Genomic DNA, 23,333 nt, shown 5'->3' with positions numbered 1-23,333 from the left:
ACAGAAAATTATTCCCAGTCCTTTGTAGGCTCTCTCTCTTCGGCCATTTCCATCCCGTATGCCAGGCGCGAATTGAGAGCAGATTGGCCGCCCCCTTGCTCTTCTCTAATTTCCATTTTGTTTACAAGGAATCTGTGTACAAAAACTTCGGAAAGGGTGATTATACCTGCTGAAATGATGCTCCCCCATGCGATTTGCAAGTAATTGTTAAGCAGCACACTCCCAAACACCCAAACGGATGCATAAACTAAGAAAAAGTCAGCAATAAGGGCATTCCGGTTTCCAACCCGCGGGAGGATAATGCGGTCTCCAAGCAAATACGACATAGCTGTTACCAGAATACTGAAAGAGAGAATTTCGGCGAATGTCGCATCGAAAAATAAATCAAGCGCAATGGCAAAGGCAATCAGGGCAGATGCCAGTTTAAGTATTAAAATAAGTGTATTGTTCATAGGAACACCTCCTCCTTTTCTTTAGCATTTATCAACATGGTGTTTCCCATTCATTTTCTGTACACCGGGACTAATACAAAATTTTTCAAAAAAGTAAACAACTTGTTCAGTGTCCGGCAATATAATGGCAGTAACTAGGATTACATTATTGTTAAAGGTTGTGGAAGAGTGTTACTCCGAGACAAAATACTTAATGTGGTGATAATAGGTGAATGCTGAATATACATTTCAAAATCTTCAGGAGAGGAATATGACATTTGAGCAGGTATTCAACCGTATTTTACTCTTTATGAAGAGGAATCCTGATGGAAACTTCAGATTGATGATTGGAACAGATTCACAGGTGCATTACAATCGCACCGTTTTTATAACCGGTATTGTCATACAAAATCAGCGAAAAGGCGCCTGGGCATGTATTCGAAAAACGGTAATACCAAGGAAAATGCTGCATCTTCATGAGAGAATCTCCTATGAAACCTCCCTGACAGAAGAAGTGGTCTCGCTGTTTACAGATGATTGCAAAGACAAAATGATTGAAATAGTTCTGCCGTTCCTTTATAAAGGCGGATCATTTTCGATGGAAGGGCATATGGACATCGGCTCTGGAAAACGAAATAAAACAAGGGAATTTGTGAAAGAAATGGTGTCGAGGATCCAATCAATCGGTCTCGAGCCAAAAATAAAGCCGGAAGCATTCGTCGCCTCCAGCTACGCAAATCGATATACGAAATAAAAGAACTCAAGGCAAATGAGTTCTTTTTATTAGGCAAATTATACTCCAGCATGCTCCCTGTATTCCTGCTCGGCCTTTAATGCCACAGCCTCTGTCAGTTCCGCAGTAATTTCAGGAAGTGATGTATTAAGCAAAGAGTTAGCTACTTTAGCCATCATGCCCTCTGCTGATATCTCAAGTGATCCTGTTATAATATTCTTCTTATTCCCGCTCTTCTCTGCAAGAAAATAACCATGACCTGAAAACTTCTCATTCAGTCCCGTTAATTGAAAGGTAACCTTTGTTGGCTCCTGCCAGCTTGTTATATCTACCTTTAATTCAATTTTCTTCTTAATGATCCCCATATCGGTTTTAAAGCTCCATGTCGACTCTTTGTCATTCAGTACCTCATGAGCAATATATCCAGGCACTAATGGTGCCCAGTTTCCGATATTGCTGACAAAGTTCCATATTGCCGATATCGGAATGTTTACTTCTGCCTGATGTATGCAGCTTGCCATGTTACCGCCCCTTTTGTAAATTTCATAAGTTGGTTTCCATGAATATGTATTCAAACGAACCAGGGGAGATTCATTATTTTTTAGTTTATTTAATTAATTCTTTGGCGATAAGCTCATATGAACGCAAACGGTCCTCATATTGGTGAACAAGGGTTACAATCATGATTTCATCTGCTTGGTACCTGTGCTTCATATCCTTCAGCTGCTCGGCAACCTCTTTAGGACTACCAATGATATCGTGCTTTCTATTGATAATTGGCTCCATACCCAGCCTGCTAAAATGGTTCTTTGCTTCTTCAATCGAAGGAATCCCCTCAGTGCCTTCATTGTTTTCTGCTTTTATTTTCCAAAGTATACTGCTGAGTGCCAGCTCTTCAGCTTTCTGTGTTGTTTCAGCGCATATTGCCGAGACAGTCAATATAACTTTTGGTGTCTGTAAAGTTCCCCGAGCAATGAAATTCTTCCTATATTGCTTTATGATATCTTCTCCATCTTTTTCACTCATAAAATGGCCAAATACATAAGCAGTTCCACATTCTGCAGCCATTAAAGCACTTTTCAGGCTTGTTCCCAGTAACCAGGGTTCCGGGCGGATTTCCGGCAGAGGTGAAGCTGATATTTTTGCAAACATATGGTTATCAGGAAAGTCATTATTTAAAAATTGAAGAAGCTCCTTCACCTTTTCAGGCATTTGGCGTACACCTTCTAGGAAATTATCTGAGAGTGCCATGGACGCTTCTGCCGATCCTCCTGGTGCTCGTCCGATTCCCAGGTCCACTCTTCCGGGAAACAAGGCAGCAAGCATATTGAACAATTCCGCGATTTTGTATGGCTTATAATATGGCAGCAATATGGCACCTGAACCAATCCGTATTTTTTTGGTCTTTGCACCGATATAACTCAGCATGATTTCCGGAGCAGAACTGGCAAAGCCGGATAAATGATGATGTTCTGCAATCCAATATCTTGTGAAGCCCAGCTTCTCTGCTGTTTGTGCAAGCTCTGCTGAAGCTTCCAGTGCTTCTTTGGCTGAGTATCCCGAGGAAATGGGTGACTGGTCTAAAATGCTTAGTTTCACTGTTTATACCCTCTTTCGCCATTTTAATTCTCCGCCATTTAACAAGCATCGAATTTGATAAGTGAGTAGAATTTAATTCGAAAGATATTATTCTTCATAAGAAAAAGTTCAATGGACATGAAGACTGCTGTATGGCATTAATACCGGCATCATTAAAGCCTGCTGTTAAACAGCAGGCTCCTTCGTTTATTGCAGATTTCCCCAATTATGAATGAGAAGTTCTATTTCTTCATGATGTTCAAGTCCTTCGTCCGAAGGTGTTTCCAGTATGAAAGGCATTTTTCGAAAGGGATCAGCTTTGACAAACTGATCAAATTGTTTCTCGGTAATAAAGCCATTGTTCAAAATATTGGCGTGTCTATCCTTGCCGGAGCCTGCCGGAAATTTGGAATTATTAAAGTGAATGGCTTTAAGATGCTCGAAGTAGCCAAGCTCTTCCCCTTTTTTTAGAAATTCTTTAAGATTTTCTCCATTCCAGAGATTGCTGGAAAAGGCATGGCAAGTATCCAGGCAAAAGCCAATCCGGTCAGGGTGTTCACACAGGTTCCGAACCTGTACAAGCTCCTCCATTGTGGTACCCATTGACCCAGGATAGCCAGCAGTGTTCTCAAGGAGGATTAGGCATTGTTCTTCACTGCGGGAGAGGATTTGATTAAGCATTTCGATCATTAATTGATAGCCTGCAAGCGGATCCTTGCTGCTGATTGGGTTTCCGAAATGGACAACCACTCCTGCCGAGCCGCATGCATTGGCAATTTCAAGGTCATTCAGCAGAGACTTTACCGTCAGTTCCTGCTTCTCCGGCTTGGGTGTCAGGCTGGTTGGGTATGGAGTATGTGCAATCGAAAAGATGTCATGCTCTTTGCAGTAAGCCTTGCAAAGAGCTGCATCCTCTTGATTAAAGTCCTTTACAATCAAGCTTCTTGGATTCTTTGGAAAGTACTGAAAGGCAGACGCATTCATGGCCTTTGCAGCCTTGCCCGCTCCTAAATAACCATTCCTTATGCTTACATGACAGCCAAATAACATCCATATCCCATCCGTTCATTACCTTCTATAATAACTGTATCTTCTTCTGGAACGCGAAGAATGACATTCATCACAGATCTGGTATTCGTGTTCCCATGGCAGCTTCTTGCCGCACTTTCTGCATTTTCTTGAGAGCTCTTTAATATCGGTCTTTAATCTTTCGTGAACATGGTCGCTGATTTCTTCCCTTAATCGTTCCCAATATAATGCTTCGGTTCTCTGCTCTAGCCGATACAGGAACAGCAAATGTAGGCCTATCGCCTTGTAGGTCAATTCCAGCTCTTCGAGGTTCCGGTTCTTGATTCTAGGCTCTGGAAGCTCCTCCCCGTAAATAATGGCATACATCGATTCTTCCCATTGGCGGACAAGATCATTTTCTTTTTTAGAGAAAGGCAGGTGGAGAAAGCCATACAGATCCATTAAGCCAAGCTTGGCTTCAATTTCTGTGCCCCTTATCCTTTCATATAGTTCCCTCTCCTCTGTTAATGCCGCTTTTTTTGTTCCTCTTGGGCTCTCAAACTTATCCCAGAGCTCAAAGAATGTCCCAAGATCCCTGAAATACCTTTGAAACCTTTCAAATACGGTATTGGTTGGGGCTATGGCAAAGCTGTGTACTGGTGCATCTTCCATTTCAAGCAGGGCTTTCATTCTTTTGATATCTTTTGTAAAAGCAACCTTTCCAATATTGTAAAGACCCTTTCGTCCTGCTCTCCCGGCAATTTGCTTCACTTCCTGGGATGTAAGGGTCCTTCTTTTCGTTCCGTCAAATTTATCATTCTCCAGAAACACTATTCTCCGGATAGGCAGGTTAAGTCCCATACCAATGGCATCTGTAGAAACGATGACGGAAGTTTCCCCATTAATAAAACGCTGAACTTGTTTTTTTCTGGTTTCTGGAGGCATTGCTCCATATATCATGCTGACGGAATGCCCTTCCTGCTGAAGCCTTGAGGCGGTTTCAAGCACTCTTTTTCTTGAAAAACAGATAAGGGCATCTCCCTTTCGGACATGGTTAAATTTAAATTCCTTTGCTTCAACTTCAAGAGGAATATCCCGGCTGTATTCATTCAGTTCAATATCTGCGTCGCCAAGAAGCTGCAGCATCATGCTTTTGGCACTTCGGCTTCCAATAATATGGACCTCATTGGCATTTGCCTTAGTTATGGCTTTATACCAGGAATATCCTCTGTCTTTATCCGTAATCATCTGTGATTCATCGATAACAATGACGTCATAATGATCCTTTTCGTAGAACATCTCTACCGTGCTCGATAGATGATGTGAACCGGCAACTGTCTTCTCCTCTTCCCCGGTCTTTAAGGAACAGGGCACACCATCGCGGTTCAATTTATCATATACTTCGAGTGCCAAAAGCCTTAAAGGCGCCAGATACAGTCCGCTGCTGGCAGATTTCATGCCTTCAAGGGCGTGATGGGTTTTCCCGGTATTGGTTTCTCCAATATGAAGAACATATTTTGTGGCCCGTTCCACTGAAGGACTATATTCCTGCCTGAAAATATATTCGAGCATGCGTTCTTCTTCCTCTTTCTTCCGCTGCTGTTCAGCCAGTTCCTCTGCTCTTTTTCTTTCCCGGTCTGCAATATCCTTCTCTAGTTGTTCCTGATGCACTTCAGGATCAAATGGAATATCGGCAAGCTTAAATAAATCTTCAACATATTCCTCCTGAATGGTTTCAAAAAAGCTATCATTAAGATTCTGAAGAGTATGGGCAATCAGCTTTTTCACAGACTTCCCAGTCAGGGGTTTATTATATGCATCTTCATATTCTTCGAATAGATGCTGCGGAAGGTTCTGCAGGATGAGTGTCTGCAGAGAGTCAGAAATAAATCCTGATATATGGGTTTTATAAACATAGTAATATGTTTCATATTCAAAGTAGCCTTTTCCCCAATGCAAGGCTTTATGAATATTCCCTGTCAGCTCCTCGAAAAATTCTCCCAAAACAGTATAATCTTCAGCATTAAAACAGCCAGTTTCCTCAAGCTTTTCTTCAAGCGCGAAGGTATCCACCTTATGATACCTTATTTTATTTTTCATATCTGAGACCAGCTGCTTTGATGCCAAATATCTCACATGAAGATAAAGAAGGCTATAATCTTTTTCAATAATTGCATCTATGCTCTTTTCGATATTGTCACGAATTAAGTATTTTTTTCGCTGAAGAAGCTCTTCTTCTGCTTTCTGCAGATAATGAGCTCTTGCCTTTTCATAGCGCTCAGACCAAGCCTCATCATTACTTTCAAATAAGTCATTAAGCCATTCCAAGCTGTTAAAAGGCTGGTAGTCCCTCATTTCAGTCCGGAACAGGTGATTGATTATTTTCCTGTCAACATTTTCGGTGTCGTACCCTTTCTCATTTAAATATTTCTTTTTTTCCTGCTTGGATATTTTGGCGGTGATTTTATTCAGCCACACATTCACCCAGATTTGATCAATATAATGAAATCTTTCCGAAAGATATTCCTTATAAGAGGGCATCGATTCCTGACTGCCCAGATAACGGTCGACATCCTCGAGAATTTTTATTTTTGTATGCTCTTCAGCATTATTGTATATATGTTCAAGCTGATTCATGATCCGTTCCCCTTTAAACATCATTGATAAATGATGTAATCATTATGACTTAGGTTATGTATGATGTTGAAAATTTAAGTAGTCTTCATTTTACCATCTTTTCAAAAAATATCATTGACATAAAACTCGAAGCGGCATATAATTTGTTTAGAATTAAAACATCTTGAATTCAAGACAAGTTGCGAACTTAGGAGGAGAAAGAAATGGCAAATATAAAATGGGCAGTTGATCCGGCACACAGCAGTGTGGATTTTTCTATCAAGCATATGATGATTGCAAACGTGAAAGGCAGCTTTAATAGCTTTGATGCTGAAATTACAGCAGATCCTGCAGATTTGACAACAGCTGATATAACATTCAATGTTGCACTTTCAAGTGTGGATACACGAAACGAAGACCGTGATAATCACCTTCGTTCTGCAGACTTCTTTGATGTTGAAAATCACCCGAAAATGACATTCACTTCAACAAACATTATCAGCAAGGGTGACGATGAATATGAAGTATCAGGCGATCTTACGATTCATGGAGTAACAAAATTGGAAACCTTTGCTGTCACATATGAAGGATCAGGCAAAGATCCATGGGGCAACGAAAAAGTCGGCTTTACAGCTGCTGGGGCCATTAAACGAAGCGATTACGGCTTAACCTGGAATTCTGCACTTGAAACTGGGGGTGTCCTTGTAGGAGATAAAGTTAAAATCGATCTTCAAATACAGGCAGCAAAAGCAGAGTAAGTCATATAAAAAGGGCAATATACCATTGAAACGGTATATTGCCCTTTTTGCAGTTTATTGATCTGCCAGCAGCGTGGCAATTCGATCTTCTATAACCTTTCCTTCATCGCCATCGGTTAAGTTGTTCAGGATAATGGAAAAAATGAGCTCTTCCCCGCTTGCTGTCTTAACATAACCTGATAACGAACTGACTGTGGAGATGGAACCTGTTTTTGCTTTGACGTTCCCGGCTGCATTGGAGTTTTTCATGCGATTTCTCAGAGTTCCCCCTACCATCCGGTCTGTCTCTCCGGCAATCGGCAATGACTTTAAATAAGAGGAGAACCATTCTTTGTCCTGGGCTTCAAAAAGCAGCTTGGAGATTTCATTTGCCGGAATTAAGTTTACATGTGAAATCCCTGATCCGTCACGAAGCACGAGAGTTTCATTATTGATGCCAAAGGCTTTCACCTGTTCTTCCAACACTTCTAATCCTTTTTCCCAGCTGCCTTCCCCTTTGACTGCCTTGCCCATTTCCTTGATTAACGTTTCAGCATGGCCATTATTGCTTAATTTCATAAATGGAATGAGAAGCTCTTTAATGGGCATGGATTTATGCTCAAGCAACAGCTTTGCTCCTTCATGGGCAGTGCCTGCTTTTGTCTGCCCTTTTAATTTAATGCCTTGTTCAGCGAGAGAATGCTTTAATAGATCCAATGCATAGCCAGTCGGCTCCCATACTGCAATCCATTCCCTTGAACGGCTTCCTTCAACTGGAATATTTCCTTCGATTGTAACGGTGTTGGTTCCATGCTCCCTTTCTATATGAATATCTTTCTTTTCTCCTTTAGAGACGGTTTTCGCCTTATTGACGATTTTTATGTAGTCTGTTTCCGGCACCATTTTTACAACCGGCTCCTGTCCGGCTTTTTCTCCGGGATAAACCTCCACAATAACTGTGCCTGCGTCATAATCCTCATTTGGAGAGGCAGTAAGTGCTGAGACCTGCCCGCCATAATACCAGGATTCGTCGCTCCATGACAAATCGGTTGAGTAGCGTTCATCATCATACCAGGTATCATCACCGATCAGGCTCCCATGAATAACTTTGATGCCTGCTTCCTTCACCTTAACAGCAAATGAATCAAAATCTTTCTTTAAAAGAGTTGGGTCGCCTTTCCCTTTTAAGATCAAATCACCCTGCAGTGCTTTTCCTTTTATTGAACCTGTGTGAAGAAGTTCTGTTGTAAACTGATAATTCTCTCCCAGTGTTTCTAAAGCCGCAGCTGCTGTTAGAAGCTTCATATTAGAAGCCGGTCTTAGACGAACATCCCCAATATGGTCATATACAAGCTCACCGGTTTCTGCATTGCGGATGCTGACTCCTGCAAGTCCCCCCTTTAGAATTGGATCATTATTAAGCATTTGATTCAGCTGCTGGACAAGATCGCTTCCTTCTTCTGTTGCCTGAACCTGAGGAGATTCGGGCTGGGTTAGAGGGACAAGTGCCAGCATAAATACCAGCAATAAACTGATATGTATTTTTACACTCTTTTTCATCTGTGTTAAACCACCTTCCATTTTGTTTCATTACCTTTTCTTCTAAGAAAGGTGAGTTCCCTTTATTTCCATAATGAGGAAAAAGAATCATTTTTTGATTATTTACCTATTTTATTCTCCTTAGGATAAGTTATGTGGGATAGCTGATATTTCCTATTTTTTTCTATATTAAATATTATTCAAGTAAGAATATTTATTCTTAAAAATCTAGCAGAAAAAATGGTATGATAATATTACGTGAATTTTATAAGGGGTGGAACAAATGAGTGTACATAAAGCAATATCTGAACATGTGGGAAAGCAGAATAAGATCATCACGAGGTTTGCTGCCTTGGATGAACAGCGAGAGTATTATATCGAACAAGCTTTGGATCTTTGCAGAAGAGGTCTTCCTTTTACGGCGGATAAGATAAATGAAGTAACTGCTGAGATTAATGAATTATCCAAACAGGGCATAATACCTGCAAGAAAGTATGTAACAGCTGATATGATTGAGGAATACGCATTAAAAACTAAATAGGTGCTTTTTCTCATATTGAAACGTGTATTCCATGAATGCACGTTTTTAACTTTGATTTGATGGTTCATGGACAAACGTCTTTAAATCAAGCGATCCATTTAGCTGAAAGTATATTCCTTCATTTTCTAGCAGATCTCTCTGCCTGTTATGCAACTCTTCGTCTTTGAATCCAATTTCCCCTTTCCCGTTCACAACCCGATGCCATGGAAGTTGATGCTTTTCACTTTGGGTATGAAGAATCCGGACCACCTGTCTTGCTCCTCGCGGACTCCCGGCCAGCCTTGCAATTTGTCCGTAGGTCATGACTTTTCCTGTTGGGATGTTTTGAATGATGTTAATTACTTTTTCTGTAAATGGCTGCATGTGAAAGCTCCTCTTATTGTTTCTATTCTGCTCTGTTGGGGTTTATTGAAGAGTTCATCTGCTGCATCAGAACGGCAGGCTTTGAAAAAGCGTTATAGTAATAATTAATGCTGATAAAGACCCTGCTGACAGTAATGTAATCATTTTCCGCCAATTTATCTCTTTTGAGGGTTTTACAGCTTCTCTAGATACGGTGATCCATATAGCCATAGATACCATAACTAAGATATACATTATTTCTTTAGACACTTTTGACACCTCGCTATTAATATTTAATGAAGTAATTGTGGGATTTAGTTAACCTAATCGTAACATAAATCACCAAATTTTGTCAGGGTGCTAATTTGAATAGAGTTTTCAAATAGAAAACAAACCCGCCTTTGTTCAGACGGGTTTGTTCACTATCCTAGCATTTTCTTTGCATGCTCAGGAAAATCAATAAATGGGTTTCTGTTCCCCTGGAGAGCTTGAATGGCAGCATTTCGATGCTTTTCATATATAGTCACCGGATTTTCTTCATGCCATTTCAGCAAAGTCTGCATATCCATCTTCTCGTCCAATAAAAGTTCTTTTTTATATCTGACAGCAAAATAGAATACAGCTCTTGAGGCAATCCCCTTTCCATATTCCGGCTCAAACTTCTCCTGTTCTGCCATTCCGCATCCGCTTCTGACTCCCGCCGCCCCTATTTCCGGGACATAGGCTTCAAAGTCAAAGTAGGGAAAATTGCTTCTCATACTATTGCATGCCGGCTCACAGGCAAAAAGATGATGGAGATCCCCTTTCATTGGCTGTCTTTCTTCAAACCATGATTGCGGGACGACATGCTCGGTGTTAAATAGTTCTCTTCCATTGCTGTGTAAGCCTCTTTCACGAATCGTCTGCAGAAGCTTGAGATCCTGGTCTATGGCTTTGAGAGGGTCCATCCCCTTACCTGAATACAAACTTTTAAGCTTCAGGTTCTCCTGCAGGTCCACCCAGGGATATACGTATTGGTGAGGTGAGTAATCCAAGTGCCGGTCATGGGTGCGAACCAGCAGATCGTGAACCTTTAACGGAAGATCCTCTTTCTCAAAATCTAGGGTGCCATAGTAATTCTCTTGATTAATAATATCCTCTTCAGCATTATAATAGGGTTCATTCTGTACACTTTCAATATACCTTGACTGAGCCTCTGCCCATTCCGCAGTTATACTATTCACTTTGCTCATATGGCATTAAGAGCAGTTGAATTGAACTCCTGCTCAAAAATTCCGGCTAAATGCTCTGGAACGGTTAAATAAACGAGTCCGTTTCCTTCAAGTTTTGGAGAGTTGCCAAGTGGAACCGTCCTTCTGATCAATTGGGCATAAAGCTCGGGTTCTGTAAGCTTTCTTTCAAACTGCTTGTTTGCAAATTCCTTGATTAAGGCCAAAGCCCCAGAAACATGCGGAGCGGCCATTGACGTACCGCTGAGGGTTGCGTACTTGCCGTCCAGAAAGGTGGATAGTATCCCTTCTCCCGGCGCCACTAAATCTATTTCATTATGAGAGTTTGTAAATTCGGAAGAATCCCTTTTGAGGTTCACAGCGCCTACACTAATCACTTCGTTATAGCAGCCTGGATAAGCAAACTCGTCAGTAGAGTCGTCCCCATCCCCTTCATTTCCTGCTGCACATACTACTAGGATATTCTTATCTACAGCAGCTTTAATCGCATCATGGAGTTCAGGAACATCAGCTGGGCCGCCTAGCGACATGGAGATGATATCTGCATTTTGCTCGATAGCATAATGGATGCCATTGATAATCCATTCGTATTGTCCAGAACCATCTTTATTTAAGACTTTTACAATAAGAAGATCAGCTTCAGGAGCCACCCCAATAACACCGGCATCATTTTCATGTGCAGCAATAGTCCCTGCCACATGTGTTCCGTGGCCGTTATAGTCCTTGAAACTATTCGGATCGCTGTTATCATCGTCAGTAAAGTTACGGCCGCCTACTACACGGTCTTTCAGATCAGGATGGCTAATGTCGCACCCCGTGTCCAGTACAGCTACTTTGATTCCTTTTCCTTTTGATTCGCTCCAAACCTTCGGCGCTTGAATCAACTCCACGCCACTTGGAACTTCATTAACATCCTCTTCCTGCTGAATCACCTTATAAGGAATGACACGAACAGATTGCTCCATTTCTTTCCCTCCTTAAGAGATTAATTAAAGCCGGTTCCTGATGCTAATTACATTTTAACAATTCTGACTACTTAATAACAGTATCAATGGTAGTGATATTTAATAGAATTTGTAATTATAAAAAGGTAGAATTTGTGAAATATGGACTATAAATGGCAGTCGGTTTTATATCAAATCGCTATCTCAGAGTTTTTAACAGCTTCGGGATCTCAGCATAGATTTGAATGATTTCATCGATTTTCATTCTCACAAGTCCTGAAGAGGAAGGTGCAACAAAGTCAATAGTGCCGGGAACTACAGATTCCTCCTGAATTCCCCATGGCAGCTTTTTTTTGCGGCTGTATTCCTGATATACGCCTTTTCCAACAAAGCAAACGACTTTTGGCTTAAGTTCAGAAATTTTATTTATCAGCTCTGCTCTTCCTTCTTTATATTCTTCCCTGGTTATTTCATCAGCTGCTTTAGTAGGCCTTGCTACGATATTTGTCATTCCATAGCCCAGATCCAATAATTTATAATCTTCTGCTGCATTGTATTTACGGGGAGTTATGCCTGATTCATGAAGAATTTTCCAAAAGCGGTTATTTGGGTTTGCAAAATGGTGACCCGTCTCTCCAGATCGAATACTTGGATTGAAGCCGACAAAAAGTAAATCAAGGTTTTCTTTTAAGTAATCTTTAATAGGCCCCATAGAACCATCCTTTCGATTTTGGAAGCTACTGATTATTTTACCTAAAACGGGATGCTAAACAAAACAAAAAAGAGCCCTCTAAGGCTCTTTTTTCTAAACTAATTATCCTTCAAGAATTTCAACTTTCTCCATAACATCGCCATTTCTCATTGCTTTAACGGCTTCCATCCCGGAAGTAACTTTTCCAAAGACAGTATGAACACCGTTTAGGTGAGGCTGTGGCTCATGAACGATAAAGAATTGGCTTCCGCCTGTATCGCGGCCTGCATGAGCCATAGATAGAGATCCTTCTACATGCTTATGAGGGTTTCCTTCTGTTTCACATTTGATTGTGTAACCAGGCCCGCCAGTTCCTGTTCCGTTTGGGCAGCCTCCCTGACTTACAAACCCAGGTATTACACGATGGAAGTTCAAGCCATTATAAAATCCTTCTTTAGCAAGCTTTTTGAAATTTTCAACTGTACCTGGTGCTGCTTCAGGGTATAGTTCAAATTCAACCTTTTCACCGTTTTTCATTAATATGTATCCTTTTTCTGCCATACTAATCATCTCCTTATGTAAAAATCAAATTAATAATACCATTAATCTCTTCAGGAATAAAATCAAAAGGCGTTTTTTTGCTGATTGAACATGATAAACAAAGGGTAAAGTTATGATAGCTATACAGGATAAAATGCAGATACGACTTATTGGAGGTTTGCAGTATGAAAAAATGGGCATTTGTTTCAGATTTTGATGGAACCATTTCAAAAAGAGACTTTTATTTGATTATGATGGATAAATATTTTCCGGAGGGGCACAGCCTGATGCCCAAATGGAAATCTGGTGAGATAAAGGATATAGACTTCTTGAATAAAGTCTTCACTTCAATCAATCAGGATGAAGAACAAATAATCAGCGATATTTATTCCATTGAAATAGATGAACATGTACCTGATTTTATTGATAGGATTCAGCAGAATGGCGGAGATTTTTTCATTTTAAGTGCCGGCACAGACTATTATATCCATCACATCTTAAAAAAGTATGGAGTCAAAGATGTTAAGGTTTTTTCAAATGAAGGTTATTACCATGAGAAAAATGTCCACATGAATATTGATAAGAATCATCAGCATTATCATGAACAATATGGCATTGATAAATCGAAGGTTATTAAGGACTTAAAAAACGAATATGAAACTGTGTTTTTTATAGGGGACAGTGAACCGGATTCCCACCCGGCAGAGCATGCTGATATCACCTTTGCCAAAAATGGGCTGCAGGATCTGCTTAGGGAAAAGGGCATATCGTTTGTTCCAGTAAATGAATTTACTGAAGTAGAGGAGTATTTATCTGAAAAAGGCATTTTGTCATAATCCTAGAGAAAATCCCGGGAAAGAAGCTGGCTTATCCGGGATTTTATTATGTATATTAACCAAATAACTCCAAAAATAAGATTAAGATAAATATAATAGTTGCGTAGAAAGATAGATGCAGAAATACAGTTGTTAATCTGAATTTGATTTCTTCTATATTAATTGACTGTTGTCTTCGAGTCCTTGCCCTCACTGCAGCAACACCATCCTCGCACATAAAATTTGATCATCTGATCATCGGCATGAATTATTATTCTTCATGAAACATGCGCTTCCCTTCAAAAAATAAGGTTCTTTTCTAAAAGATTGTTGTTTTGTTTATGAATTGTACCCTTTGATTGCAGCGAAAGGCACTAGCTTTCCGCGGGGAGGAATGTGAGCCACCTCGGTTTCGCCTATGGGGTATCATACTTCCCTCTCCTCCCGCCGGACATTGAATAACTTCCTCAAATATACGCCGCACGAAGGAAATGCGACAGCATTCTCGAGGATCCAGTGCCCACAGCGAAGATCATCTCAGCAAATAAAACTAGGTTATGAAAACGCAACAAACTTTACGAAAACAGCCAAAAATAAAAACTGAATTTCCTGGGGAAGCGCATAACATGACAGATATTTATGTTATTCTTCTTTTTTCTCAAGATAATGATCAATCTTATTATCGAGGATTTTCAAGCTTATCATGGCACGCTCAAAATCAAGTTCACGATAGTGATGGGCACCGCCGGGTTCTTCGTCTTTCTCATCTGCCAGTTTGACAAGGGATTGCAGCGGGGTTCTGACAACCTCGCCGCCAGGCAGAAATGAATCCGTATGAAAAAGGATAGCCAAAGCAATTTCCTTTGCTTTGATCGGGTTCTCTCCAAGTCTTATCAGCAGTTTATGTGCACGCTCAGCACCTTTAATGGCATGAATGTCATTCTGCTTGTAAAGTTCGTAATCCCACTTGCCATTTTTGTACCACGTATAATGGCCGATGTCATGCATAAATCCTGCTTTGGCTGCTGAATCAACATCTTCTCCCAATTCTTTGGCAATTTGAAATGCGTGATAGGCAACGGCAATAGCATGAGCGATGCCGGAGCGAGTTATATATTTTTGTGCGATCCGATGCTGATAAATATCGGTCAGTTTAACATCCCTCATGTAATCTCCCTCCATTAACTATTAGAATTTTTTATTGAGGATTTTTTGCTTATTCATTACTTCATATGATTTTTCAATAATATCTGTTAATACGTCGCCTTTATAAATCCTGCCGAGTTTCGTGTTTTCCTGATAATAATCAACAATTTCATCTAGCTTATTTGACGTTTCTTTTGATATGCGGACATTAAGCTGAATACGGGTTTCTCCACTCATTGTAATCCTCCTGGCAATTAATATCTAAGAGCTAGCAACATGATAGCGAATGCTGTCGATTTGTTAGTAGGTGCTATAAATATTTAGATTACACTGTTTTGCTGAATTATTCCAGTATAAAGATTAATGGAATATGAAAAAGAGAACAGCTATGTTAGCCATTCTCTCATTAACGCTATTTGCTGAATTGATCCCATTTGTCCTTCAGGAATCTGCCGAAATCTTCAAGTTCCTGTTTTCCTTCTCTTAATTTTTCCTTCCATATTGGGAGATCCTCTCTCAGTTTGCCTTCGAATTTTTCAGCTTGTTCTTTAATCGTTTGTCCAATTTCTTCTGTTAATTCTTTTTTCTCGAGCTTTTCATTAACCGATTTAGTAGCAAATTCCCCTTCCTGCATGTATGGCAGGCTTGCCTCCATTATCGATCGGAATACAGGGACTACTGTTTGAGAACTGCTTGTTGACAGATAATGGTCCCTGTCAGTCTTATCATACCCCAGCCATACGGCGCCCACTAAATTCGGGGTATAGCCTACAAACCATTGATCTTTTGTTCCGTTAATATCTTTATATGGGAGCTGGGTCGAACCTGTCTTGCCGGCAATTTGAAGTCCTTCTATCTTCGTTGCGCTCCCTGTGCCGGTTTCAACTACATTTAAAAGCATGGAAGTCATTTGGTTAGATACCGTTTTTGTCGTTGCTTTAACTGATTTTTTATCTCGCTCAGCAATAATGCTTCCGGTCGGACCTACGACTTTCGTAATTAAATGGGCATCGTTGCGTTTACCGCCATTAGGAAAAGCTGCATATGCTTCGGCGAGCTTTAACGGTGAAATACCCTTTCGCATCCCGCCCAAGGCAATTCCGAGATATTCATCTTCTTTTTCGAGTGGAATGCCGAACCTCTCAAGTGCATCCAGCCCTTTATCCAGTCCAATTTCATTAAGCAGCCATACGGCCGGTACATTGATGGAGTCTTCCACAGCTTTATACATAGATACTTCACCTGCATATTGTCCTGAAGCGTTGGCCGGTGAGTAATCTCCGTATGTTACGGGTTCATCCTTCAGCATTGAGGTTGGTGAGTATCCTTCTTCAAGGGCAGGTGTGTAAACGGCTAAAGGCTTTAGTGTAGATCCAGGCTGAGCCTTGATGTGTGTGGCCCTGTTGAATCCTCTGAAAACATGCTCACCTCTTCCGCCGACCAGCCCCCTGACTCCTCCTGTCGCCGGATCAAGAAGCACAGCACCGCTCTGGACAATTTGACCATTCATTCCAGCTGGAAAAATGGAGTCTTTTTGATATACATTTTCCAGGCTTGATTGCAGGTTTTGATCCATTTCTGTGTAAATTTTATACCCTCTGGTAAATATCTCCTCCTGGGTTAATCCATAGGTATTAATTGCTTCATCCAGGACGGCATCAACATAGTAAGGGTATTTCCTTTCCTTCTTGCTTCGGGTACCTTCCTGTAATTGAATCTTTTCATTTACAGCTATCTCATATTCTTCTGATGAAATCATTTTGTGCTCTTTCATCTTCCCAAGGACAACATTCCTTCTTTTGATTGCCCGTTCGTAATGATTGTATGGATCGAGAACAGAAGGAGATTGAAGCAATCCTGCAAGCAATGCACTTTCGCTGATGCTTAATTGCTTTGGTGTTTTGCTGAAATACTTATTGGATGCCTGCTCGATTCCCCATGAGCCGCTTCCGAAGTATACCTGATTTAAATACATTTGAAGGATTTCATCTTTTTTGTAATTTTTTTCGATTTCTACTGCCAGGAACAGTTCTTCAGCTTTTCGCTTGTATGTTTGTTCAGGTGAAAGCAGGGCGTTCTTAGCGAGCTGCTGAGTAATGGTACTTCCTCCGCCGGTTATGCTCCCTGCAAATAAGTTGCCAAAAAATGCTCTGGCAATGCCTTTTATATCAAATCCGTTATGCTTGTAAAAGCGTTCATCTTCAATTGCAATAACAGCATTGGCAACATGTTCAGGCAATTCCTCAATATTAGCCCCCTCTGCCCTGTTTTCCGCAAGTCTTGCAGCAGCATCGCCGTCTTTATCATAGATTACCGTTGACTGCCTTAATCCATCTTTCAGAGTTTCAACGTTAGCTGTAGCTGCGAGAAAAGCAAAAAATAGAATGGTTAGCAGTAATATAGTCAGTGATAAAAGCAGCAGAATTTGGGTTAAATGCTTTTTGCGCCAAAATCCTGCAAAAGCTTCTTTGAAACGCTGTAATTTTTCCATGGTGACTCCTTCGCTATTTCTTTCAGTTTCTTTATTATTTCCTCTTATTATATATTAAACGAATAAACAGTATAAAAAGTTTCAAGTTCGGCTTAAGGGGCTGCTCACAAAAAATGCTTGTTTTCTTTTTGGAATAATGCTATATTGATTAAGCGATGAGCTAATTGCATAAGACGACAGACAAGCCTTTCTTGGCAATGCACTATGTGGAGTGCAGTCGTGTCGCCGCAATACGTAGAAAAAGACGCCCTTATGGGGCGTCTTTTTTATTTGATTAAAGATGTAAGATATGAGCCCATAGCTGCTGACCGGAGCCTGGCTGCTACGTATGGCGGGCATGCGTTTTTATGGGCCTCTGCCGGCATACCCAGCCATAAGACGTTTCTGTCAATTAAGAGGAATGGGAACGGGAGGCATTTTTCCGATATCTCATCAGGGGTAACGAAAGGAACAGAATGCTCTGCAAGCAGGGTCAGCTTTGTTTTTGGTGACCTTCTGGAAATTGCCTGCCCCCACGCTTCCCCTAATCCCTGGCCATCAGGAAGGGACATGATAATCTCCTTTTTCGCTTTAGAAATATCCTCAAGCACTTTCTCCCATTTTTTTGCATGCATCCACTGCAGATGAGGATGCTGATTTTTAATCCATCTGCCAATATGCTCAGGATGCAAAGCCTGTCCATTTTCCAGCTGATGATCTGCCAGCTTCCGCCATGTTTTGTTTTTGAAAACCTTCTTTTGTATAAATTGCAAATCGCATATATGGATGAATTTTCCCTTGGTTCTTGTTATGGCAACATTCAAAAGCCTTTCGCTATCTTTCCCAGTCAAGAGCATTCCAGCTCTGTCATGGGGAGCGGCATCTGCAGAATCAAAAATCATAACATCCCGTTCACTTCCCTGAAAACGGTGAACTGTCGCAGCAATGATATCAGCAGAAGCTCTTTCTTCATCATATATCTCGCTGAGAAGCTGTTCCATTAATAAGGCCTGTGCACGATAAGGAGTAACATACCCTATTGACCGGCTTCCCCCAATATAAGCCTCCTGTATCAGCTGAAACCCTAGCAGCAGATTCCATAGATTGATTCTTGAATTTGAGCTGCCATCTTTTATGCCATATTCTCCTGATCCATTTGTATTGATCAGGATAGAGGCGTTTCCGGGAAAAGGTGTGCAGGCTGCAATAGGAGCTCTAGCGGCCAATACATCGGGGTGGTCACCTACAAGTGCATGATAAATATGTTTATTGGAAAAAGCGGATATGTCCGGGTGCATTCGGCGCTGTTCTTTTAAAAGAAAAAGGTGCGGATGCAAGTGTCCATCCTTGACTGCATCAGACACGCCTGAGTGGTGAAAGATATCCTCCCTCAGCCATTTTTCCGAAAGCTTATGTTTTGAGGCAGCAATTGGAGGAAGCTGTTTAAAATCCCCGCAAATAATTACCCTTCTTCCAAGCGAAGCTGCAAAGGCAGCCTGTGGAACATAAGCCATACTGGCTTCATCGATGATGACCAAATCAAAGTTTTTCTCGTAAATTGCCGGGTCACTTGCAGCTTTTGCGAGTGTTGTTCCGATAATCGAAGCGTTTTTTACAAACTCGATTTCCTTTTGCCTGATTTTTTCAAGCACTCCGGACAGCTTCTTTTCTATTTCAATTAGCTGGCCGGAATCTCTTTGGCTGAACGACCTTGATAAATCCTGTTTAATCAGGCGTCGGTCCTCAATTAGAGCTGCTTTTTGCTCTGAGAGATTAGAGTGCTGCTTAGTTAATAGAAATTCAGCATTTAATGATTGATGATCAATTAATGCCGGGCCGATTTGTGACCCGTAGCGAAGCAAATCACCATCAGCGATCGTTCTTTTGTGGGATGCAAAGGCTGAAATCTCTGCCATAAGGACATCGATTGCTTGATTGGAGTGTGCAAGAATGAGAACATTTTGTCCTTTAAAATATTTATTGGCAGCTACTCGTGCCAGTGTGTAGGTTTTTCCCGTGCCTGGCGGTCCCCAGACATATGTGGCCGGATTATATTTAGAGCGCAATATCAGTTCATGGGTACTGCTTTTTACTTTATCAGCAGGATGTTTGGGGGGCATTGAAGGATCCATTAATTTTTTTATTCTCGCCCTTTTTCTTTTGCTGCCTTTTATGTCCTCTAAGCGCTGAAAAAGCTGATCCAATAGCTCCCATGGGTCATGAAGCAAATAGGCCTCAGATAAATCGCTGCCAATATCCTCTTTTAGGGCCAAAATCACATTATTTCCTTCCGCAGAAAGGATTCTTCCCTCTATCCTCTTACTTCCCCAGTCTATTTTTATGGCTGAGCCAGTTGGTATTTTTATTGCTGAAGGTGTATCGAAAAAATACATATAGGCATCTGATTTTGAAAGCAGACGCCCATTAAGAATTAGCCAGCGGGAGCTCCCGTATTTTTTTAAGTGTAAAATCTCAGCCTGGATGGCTTTTTGCCAAGCCCTTATAAGTCCAAGTGTTGATGTCATTTTTATCGTCCTTTGTCCACTAAAATATTCAATTAGACTAATATATCATTTACTTGCCAATATGCAAAAGAAAAAATGAATGTTTAATTATATCTAAGGTTAATTCTCCCGAAGTATGAGATAATGAAAATAACACCTAATCGAATGAACGAAAGAGGGATCAGCGTGAAGCGCAGAAATAAATTTGATCATAATGATGTAGTGATTCTGGTTGATACAGGAGAAAAAGTGACAATCAACAAAACATGTTATGTGGCGAAAATGAAGAAATACACATATACAATTAAAGAAAATCCGAAAATGTTTTATTTCGAAGAAGAAATGAAAGAAATACTTTAGAAATAGGCTATAGAATTGTAAAATTTCTCTCCATAAATGCCCAGTTTTGCGGAAAACGCAAGCTCAATTGCCAGTATGTCATCCCTAATAGATTATACTGGTCAATTAATTTATATTTTTCAGTTATGCTGCGGATATCCTCGAACCAGACAACATGTTCTTCTGCTCCATTCCAGTACCTGAACCATGGGGATGCTGCATACCCATCGTATTGAATAATTGCACCTCTGCTTAAAGCCAAATTTTGAATGCCCTGCATGGAAAACGAGCGGGTTTGATTATCCGCTGTTCTCCAGTCATAGCCATATAACGGCAAAGCAATTTGCAGTTTTTTCGTATCAATTTGTGTGGCCGAATATTTTATAACCTCCTCGACCCACCATAATGGAGCGATTGGATTGGGAGGACCTGTAGGATAACCGTAATCCATGGTCATGACCGCAACAATATCTGCACCTTCTCCAATGGCTTTATAATCATATGCCCCTATTATCCGGTTTCCCGGAATATCCTCCGTCTTGGCATGAACATTGACATGAAGAATTTTTTGTCCTAAGGCATTTTTTAGTTCCTTTATGAATAAATTGAAATCCTGGCGCCTTTGCGGAGGGATAAATTCAAAATCGAGACTGATGCCTCCGTACCCTTTTTGGCTGACAAAATTCATCAGGCTTAAGATCAAGTTCCTTCTATAAGCTGGCCTTTCGAGTACTCCACCGATTAATTCAGCGTTAAAGTCTCCTTCGGCAAGATTTCGGATCATCAGCAAAGGGATGACATTCAAACGCCTGCTTTCTGCCAATATGGCTGTATCGTCCAGCTCGATGTAGGCATACCCTTCTTTTGTCAGCGAATAAGAGGAAATGGCAATGTAGGTTAAATGCTTTGCTGTTTCCCTGAAAGCGGGTAAAAAGGTTTCAGGGGAATAAGGGACAATGAAACCCAGCGTTCTCATAGCTAACTTGCGTAATGATGGGATGTTTAATTTCTGACCGATATACAGTCTTTCTGGCCTAATTCCCGGGTTTGCTGACAGAATTGCATTAATTGAGCTCTGGAAACGCTGGGAAATGGTCCAAAGTGTGTCACCCTGCTTTACCAGATACGATCGGATAACAGGTTCATTCTCCGGTATATATAGAGCTAAACCAGGAATGATGGCAGGTGCACTTTCAAGGCCGTTTGCCTCTATTATGTTTAGGATAGGAATATTAAACCTTTGAGATATGCTCCAAAGACTATCGCCTGCCTGAACGATGTGAATCCCCATAATGCACCTCACTTCACTTGCTTTTAAGTTAGTTTATGGGAGAGGCAGGCCTAAATAGTACTAAGTGACCAATAAGCATTCTCAAAGTGTTTATATACCCTGGTGAACCGGGGTGTTTTGGTAATGAGGGATTGCTGTTTACGTGCTTTGGCAAGTGCCCACTCGCAAAAAAGTGGCTTCAAGGATTCTTGACAGCCACTTTTACATATTTTTAAATTACAGATAATCTGCTTCATGCCCGCCGAGTGAATCCATGTGGCTGGCAATCATTGCAATGATTGTGCTCGCCTCTTCTTTGCTGAAGATAAAGTGATCTTCATCCTTTATCATATCCTCATCATCAGTCCAAATGCGATTAACTCTGCGCAGGACGCCATCACCTGTTTCCTGGACCACTCCAAACTGATAGGATACCTCTACTTCGTCTTCCTTGAAAAAGGCAGTAACTTCAGGAGTTTCCCACTCTACGTCTACTTCCTCGAAGATATCTCCTTCATCTCCGAAATCATATTCATCGGCGATAACGATATCATCGTCTTCCTCGACATAAATTTCTTCATTCTCCTCAAACCCAAATTCTTCATCTTCTGTGCCATTCATGTAGTCATGAAGACTTTCGTGAACGGTATCGATGATATCTTCAATGTCAAAAAGCATTGTTTTAGAGGTATGGCCAAGTTCAAAGTCAAAGTCTTCTACATAAAATTCCTCATTATGCGGATCAAAGAAAAGTGTGCAAAAATACTCTCTGTCATTGTCCTCGGTTTCAATAAAAAATTCCATTCTGGGATGCTTGGCACCCCGGTCAACCGACATATGGCCAATCTGATCATATTTACTGCAAATTGATTCAAGATGATCCTGCAGTTCACCGCTTACCCTGTCAAACCATTCTAGTGACATACTGCATACCTTCCTCTCAAGGTTTTTCTCAAACCTATTTTTCCCGATTGCCGTTTTTTCAAGTGTGGCATTAATATCCAATAGAATTTGCTGAGAGACTTCACTAAAAAAGCACCCGATATGTCGGGTGCTTGAAATAAAATAAATTGTTCGTTTCGCAAAGGCTGTTTTTTTTCGCCTCTAAATGCAGCCTGTTGATTTCCACTTCATGCTGAAACTGCTAATTTCCTTTTTGCTGAATAAATGCGCATTCGCTCGGATGGGCGAAAAACATCATCAACGCTGCGCATGCGCGGGTCTCACCTTTACCGCTACATACAGTTAACCAAGTAAAAAACCTGCGAAATCCCTATAAATTAAACCTGCAGCCCGTAATTGCGGCAAAGAGCTGCCAAACCACCTGAGAATCCGCTGCCAATGGCATTGAACTTCCAGTCGTTTCCATGGCGGTATAGCTCACAGAAAACAACCGCTGTTTCAATTGAAAAATCTTCTCCAAGATCAAAGCGAAGCAGCTCCTGATCATTGGATTCATCCACTAATCGAACAAATGCATTGGAAACCTGGCCGAAATTTTGCTGCCTTAGTTCTGCATCATGGATTGTAACCGTTATGCCAATGCGATGGACGTGTGATGGTATTTTAGTAAAATCAACAACAAGCTGCTCATCATCACCGTCCCCTTCACCTGTACGGTTGTCACCTGTGTGAATTACTGCCCCGCTTGGATGCTGCAGATTATTGTAGAAAATAAAATCATGATCATTTGTACATTTACTGTTTTCATCAGCCAGAAATGCTGATGCGTCAAGGTCAAAATCATGGCCTCCGCTATATTTGTTTGTGTCCCAGCCCAGGCCGATTATAGCTTTTGTCAGGCCGGGATTCGTTTTAGTCAGATCAATTCTTTGCCCTTTTGATAATTGAATACCCAAG

General features: G+C 41.0%; 24 protein-coding genes. 5 read left to right on the top strand and 19 right to left on the bottom strand.

What is annotated here, in order from left to right; genetic code table 11:
- Positions 1 to 8: 8 nt before the first annotated feature.
- Positions 9 to 452, bottom strand: a complete 444-nt coding sequence (locus tag AC6CHU_RS15890; RefSeq protein WP_159867492.1) for a YndM family protein — start codon at positions 450 to 452, stop codon at positions 9 to 11.
- A 250-nt stretch (positions 453 to 702) separates the two neighbouring features.
- Here AC6CHU_RS15890 and AC6CHU_RS15885 point away from each other — a divergent pair, with 250 nt between their 5' ends.
- Positions 703 to 1,185 carry a ribonuclease H-like YkuK family protein gene (locus AC6CHU_RS15885; protein WP_236566260.1) on the top strand — a complete coding sequence of 161 codons (483 nt, stop codon included), beginning with the start codon at positions 703 to 705 and terminating at the stop codon, positions 1,183 to 1,185.
- 38 nt (positions 1,186 to 1,223) lie between these two features.
- Here the strand turns inward: AC6CHU_RS15885 and AC6CHU_RS15880 are convergent, their stop codons facing one another.
- From AC6CHU_RS15880 to AC6CHU_RS15865, 4 genes are all read right to left on the bottom strand, one after another.
- A complete protein-coding gene (locus AC6CHU_RS15880; RefSeq protein WP_159867497.1) occupies positions 1,224 to 1,685 on the bottom strand; it encodes an SRPBCC family protein in 462 nt (153 codons plus the stop codon).
- An 85-nt stretch (positions 1,686 to 1,770) separates the two neighbouring features.
- Entirely contained in the window at positions 1,771 to 2,763 is a 993-nt protein-coding gene (locus AC6CHU_RS15875) for an LLM class flavin-dependent oxidoreductase (RefSeq protein ID WP_159867500.1), read from the bottom strand.
- Between the two features lie 186 nt (positions 2,764 to 2,949).
- Positions 2,950 to 3,792 (bottom strand): deoxyribonuclease IV, encoded by an 843-nt coding sequence (locus tag AC6CHU_RS15870; RefSeq protein WP_159867503.1) that lies wholly within the window; start codon positions 3,790 to 3,792, stop codon positions 2,950 to 2,952.
- 18 nt (positions 3,793 to 3,810) lie between these two features.
- Positions 3,811 to 6,387: a DEAD/DEAH box helicase gene (locus AC6CHU_RS15865; protein WP_159867506.1), complete on the bottom strand. Its 2,577-nt coding sequence runs from the start codon at positions 6,385 to 6,387 to the stop codon at positions 3,811 to 3,813.
- Positions 6,388 to 6,590: 203 nt separating this feature from the next.
- On the opposite strand from AC6CHU_RS15865, the gene AC6CHU_RS15860 reads away from it, so the two are divergent.
- A complete protein-coding gene (locus AC6CHU_RS15860; RefSeq protein WP_159867509.1) occupies positions 6,591 to 7,124 on the top strand; it encodes a YceI family protein in 534 nt (177 codons plus the stop codon).
- A gap of 54 nt (positions 7,125 to 7,178) precedes the next feature.
- Here AC6CHU_RS15860 and dacB read toward each other — a convergent pair whose 3' ends face one another.
- Positions 7,179 to 8,663 (bottom strand): D-alanyl-D-alanine carboxypeptidase/D-alanyl-D-alanine endopeptidase, encoded by a 1,485-nt coding sequence (dacB, locus tag AC6CHU_RS15855; RefSeq protein WP_159867512.1) that lies wholly within the window; start codon positions 8,661 to 8,663, stop codon positions 7,179 to 7,181.
- A 262-nt stretch (positions 8,664 to 8,925) separates the two neighbouring features.
- Here dacB and AC6CHU_RS15850 point away from each other — a divergent pair, with 262 nt between their 5' ends.
- Positions 8,926 to 9,183, top strand: coding sequence for a YpbS family protein (locus AC6CHU_RS15850; RefSeq protein WP_159867515.1), 258 nt, complete (start codon positions 8,926 to 8,928; stop codon positions 9,181 to 9,183).
- A gap of 45 nt (positions 9,184 to 9,228) precedes the next feature.
- On the opposite strand, the gene AC6CHU_RS15845 is transcribed toward AC6CHU_RS15850, so the two are convergent.
- From AC6CHU_RS15845 to AC6CHU_RS15820, 6 genes are all read right to left on the bottom strand, one after another.
- Positions 9,229 to 9,546, bottom strand: a complete 318-nt coding sequence (locus tag AC6CHU_RS15845) for an MGMT family protein (RefSeq protein ID WP_251283818.1) — start codon at positions 9,544 to 9,546, stop codon at positions 9,229 to 9,231.
- Between the two features lie 22 nt (positions 9,547 to 9,568).
- Positions 9,569 to 9,700: a hypothetical protein gene (locus tag AC6CHU_RS15840; RefSeq protein ID WP_285869805.1), complete on the bottom strand. Its 132-nt coding sequence runs from the start codon at positions 9,698 to 9,700 to the stop codon at positions 9,569 to 9,571.
- 247 nt (positions 9,701 to 9,947) lie between these two features.
- Positions 9,948 to 10,757, bottom strand: a complete 810-nt coding sequence (locus AC6CHU_RS15835; protein ID WP_159867521.1) for an endonuclease I family protein — start codon at positions 10,755 to 10,757, stop codon at positions 9,948 to 9,950.
- Entirely contained in the window at positions 10,754 to 11,719 is a 966-nt protein-coding gene (locus AC6CHU_RS15830) for a S8 family peptidase (protein WP_159867524.1), read from the bottom strand. The genes AC6CHU_RS15835 and AC6CHU_RS15830 overlap by 4 nt, the downstream gene beginning before the upstream one ends.
- 178 nt (positions 11,720 to 11,897) lie before the next feature.
- Positions 11,898 to 12,410, bottom strand: a complete 513-nt coding sequence (locus AC6CHU_RS15825) for a mismatch-specific DNA-glycosylase (protein ID WP_159867527.1) — start codon at positions 12,408 to 12,410, stop codon at positions 11,898 to 11,900.
- Positions 12,411 to 12,512: 102 nt separating this feature from the next.
- Entirely contained in the window at positions 12,513 to 12,950 is a 438-nt protein-coding gene (locus AC6CHU_RS15820; protein WP_159871350.1) for a peptidylprolyl isomerase, read from the bottom strand.
- Positions 12,951 to 13,114: 164 nt separating this feature from the next.
- Here AC6CHU_RS15820 and AC6CHU_RS15815 point away from each other — a divergent pair, with 164 nt between their 5' ends.
- Entirely contained in the window at positions 13,115 to 13,765 is a 651-nt protein-coding gene (locus AC6CHU_RS15815; protein ID WP_159871347.1) for an MtnX-like HAD-IB family phosphatase, read from the top strand.
- A gap of 621 nt (positions 13,766 to 14,386) precedes the next feature.
- Here AC6CHU_RS15815 and AC6CHU_RS15810 read toward each other — a convergent pair.
- From AC6CHU_RS15810 to AC6CHU_RS15795, 4 genes are all read right to left on the bottom strand, one after another.
- Positions 14,387 to 14,911, bottom strand: coding sequence for an HD domain-containing protein (locus AC6CHU_RS15810; RefSeq protein WP_159871344.1), 525 nt, complete (start codon positions 14,909 to 14,911; stop codon positions 14,387 to 14,389).
- Positions 14,912 to 14,932: 21 nt separating this feature from the next.
- Positions 14,933 to 15,127 carry a hypothetical protein gene (locus tag AC6CHU_RS15805; RefSeq protein WP_159871341.1) on the bottom strand — a complete coding sequence of 65 codons (195 nt, stop codon included), beginning with the start codon at positions 15,125 to 15,127 and terminating at the stop codon, positions 14,933 to 14,935.
- Positions 15,128 to 15,302: 175 nt separating this feature from the next.
- The gene (locus AC6CHU_RS15800; protein WP_498122269.1) at positions 15,303 to 17,381 is read right to left on the bottom strand and encodes a transglycosylase domain-containing protein; all 2,079 of its coding nucleotides are present in this window, start codon (positions 17,379 to 17,381) and stop codon (positions 15,303 to 15,305) included.
- Positions 17,382 to 17,647: 266 nt separating this feature from the next.
- The gene (locus AC6CHU_RS15795; RefSeq protein WP_159871336.1) at positions 17,648 to 19,885 is read right to left on the bottom strand and encodes a DEAD/DEAH box helicase; all 2,238 of its coding nucleotides are present in this window, start codon (positions 19,883 to 19,885) and stop codon (positions 17,648 to 17,650) included.
- A gap of 165 nt (positions 19,886 to 20,050) precedes the next feature.
- Here AC6CHU_RS15795 and AC6CHU_RS15790 point away from each other — a divergent pair, with 165 nt between their 5' ends.
- Entirely contained in the window at positions 20,051 to 20,224 is a 174-nt protein-coding gene (locus AC6CHU_RS15790) for a hypothetical protein (protein ID WP_201306626.1), read from the top strand.
- Between the two features lie 7 nt (positions 20,225 to 20,231).
- On the opposite strand, the gene AC6CHU_RS15785 is transcribed toward AC6CHU_RS15790, so the two are convergent.
- The 3 genes from AC6CHU_RS15785 to AC6CHU_RS15775 form a co-directional block, all read right to left on the bottom strand.
- Positions 20,232 to 21,494 (bottom strand): glycoside hydrolase family 18 protein, encoded by a 1,263-nt coding sequence (locus AC6CHU_RS15785; RefSeq protein ID WP_251284906.1) that lies wholly within the window; start codon positions 21,492 to 21,494, stop codon positions 20,232 to 20,234.
- Positions 21,495 to 21,710: 216 nt separating this feature from the next.
- The gene (locus AC6CHU_RS15780; RefSeq protein WP_159871332.1) at positions 21,711 to 22,397 is read right to left on the bottom strand and encodes a hypothetical protein; all 687 of its coding nucleotides are present in this window, start codon (positions 22,395 to 22,397) and stop codon (positions 21,711 to 21,713) included.
- Between the two features lie 356 nt (positions 22,398 to 22,753).
- Complete coding sequence (locus tag AC6CHU_RS15775) at positions 22,754 to 23,332, bottom strand: TerD family protein (RefSeq protein WP_159871330.1); 579 nt, start codon at positions 23,330 to 23,332, stop codon at positions 22,754 to 22,756.
- Position 23,333 lies beyond the last annotated feature (1 nt).

The sequence above is a fragment of the Cytobacillus sp. GQ23 genome, assembly GCF_059758675.1.
Note: the sequence above shows the minus strand (reverse complement) of the source record. Positions and strands in the feature narration are given on the sequence as shown.

Bases quoted from the DNA above. Each gene is read 5' to 3' on its own strand.
- AC6CHU_RS15890 (WP_159867492.1), bottom strand. From the start codon at position 452: ATGAACAATACACTTATTTTAATACTTAAACTGGCATCTGCCCTGATT.
- AC6CHU_RS15885 (WP_236566260.1), top strand. From the start codon at position 703: ATGACATTTGAGCAGGTATTCAACCGTATTTTACTCTTTATGAAGAGG.
- AC6CHU_RS15880 (WP_159867497.1), bottom strand. From the start codon at position 1,685: ATGGCAAGCTGCATACATCAGGCAGAAGTAAACATTCCGATATCGGCA.
- AC6CHU_RS15870 (WP_159867503.1), bottom strand. From the start codon at position 3,792: ATGTTATTTGGCTGTCATGTAAGCATAAGGAATGGTTATTTAGGAGCG.
- AC6CHU_RS15865 (WP_159867506.1), bottom strand. From the start codon at position 6,387: ATGAATCAGCTTGAACATATATACAATAATGCTGAAGAGCATACAAAA.
- AC6CHU_RS15860 (WP_159867509.1), top strand. From the start codon at position 6,591: ATGGCAAATATAAAATGGGCAGTTGATCCGGCACACAGCAGTGTGGAT.
- dacB (WP_159867512.1), bottom strand. From the start codon at position 8,663: ATGAAAAAGAGTGTAAAAATACATATCAGTTTATTGCTGGTATTTATG.
- AC6CHU_RS15850 (WP_159867515.1), top strand. From the start codon at position 8,926: ATGAGTGTACATAAAGCAATATCTGAACATGTGGGAAAGCAGAATAAG.
- AC6CHU_RS15845 (WP_251283818.1), bottom strand. From the start codon at position 9,546: ATGCAGCCATTTACAGAAAAAGTAATTAACATCATTCAAAACATCCCA.
- AC6CHU_RS15835 (WP_159867521.1), bottom strand. From the start codon at position 10,757: ATGAGCAAAGTGAATAGTATAACTGCGGAATGGGCAGAGGCTCAGTCA.
- AC6CHU_RS15830 (WP_159867524.1), bottom strand. From the start codon at position 11,719: ATGGAGCAATCTGTTCGTGTCATTCCTTATAAGGTGATTCAGCAGGAA.
- AC6CHU_RS15825 (WP_159867527.1), bottom strand. From the start codon at position 12,410: ATGGGGCCTATTAAAGATTACTTAAAAGAAAACCTTGATTTACTTTTT.
- AC6CHU_RS15820 (WP_159871350.1), bottom strand. From the start codon at position 12,950: ATGGCAGAAAAAGGATACATATTAATGAAAAACGGTGAAAAGGTTGAA.
- AC6CHU_RS15815 (WP_159871347.1), top strand. From the start codon at position 13,115: ATGAAAAAATGGGCATTTGTTTCAGATTTTGATGGAACCATTTCAAAA.
- AC6CHU_RS15810 (WP_159871344.1), bottom strand. From the start codon at position 14,911: ATGAGGGATGTTAAACTGACCGATATTTATCAGCATCGGATCGCACAA.
- AC6CHU_RS15805 (WP_159871341.1), bottom strand. From the start codon at position 15,127: ATGAGTGGAGAAACCCGTATTCAGCTTAATGTCCGCATATCAAAAGAA.
- AC6CHU_RS15800 (WP_498122269.1), bottom strand. From the start codon at position 17,381: ATGGAAAAATTACAGCGTTTCAAAGAAGCTTTTGCAGGATTTTGGCGC.
- AC6CHU_RS15795 (WP_159871336.1), bottom strand. From the start codon at position 19,885: ATGACATCAACACTTGGACTTATAAGGGCTTGGCAAAAAGCCATCCAG.
- AC6CHU_RS15785 (WP_251284906.1), bottom strand. From the start codon at position 21,494: ATGGGGATTCACATCGTTCAGGCAGGCGATAGTCTTTGGAGCATATCT.
- AC6CHU_RS15780 (WP_159871332.1), bottom strand. From the start codon at position 22,397: ATGTCACTAGAATGGTTTGACAGGGTAAGCGGTGAACTGCAGGATCAT.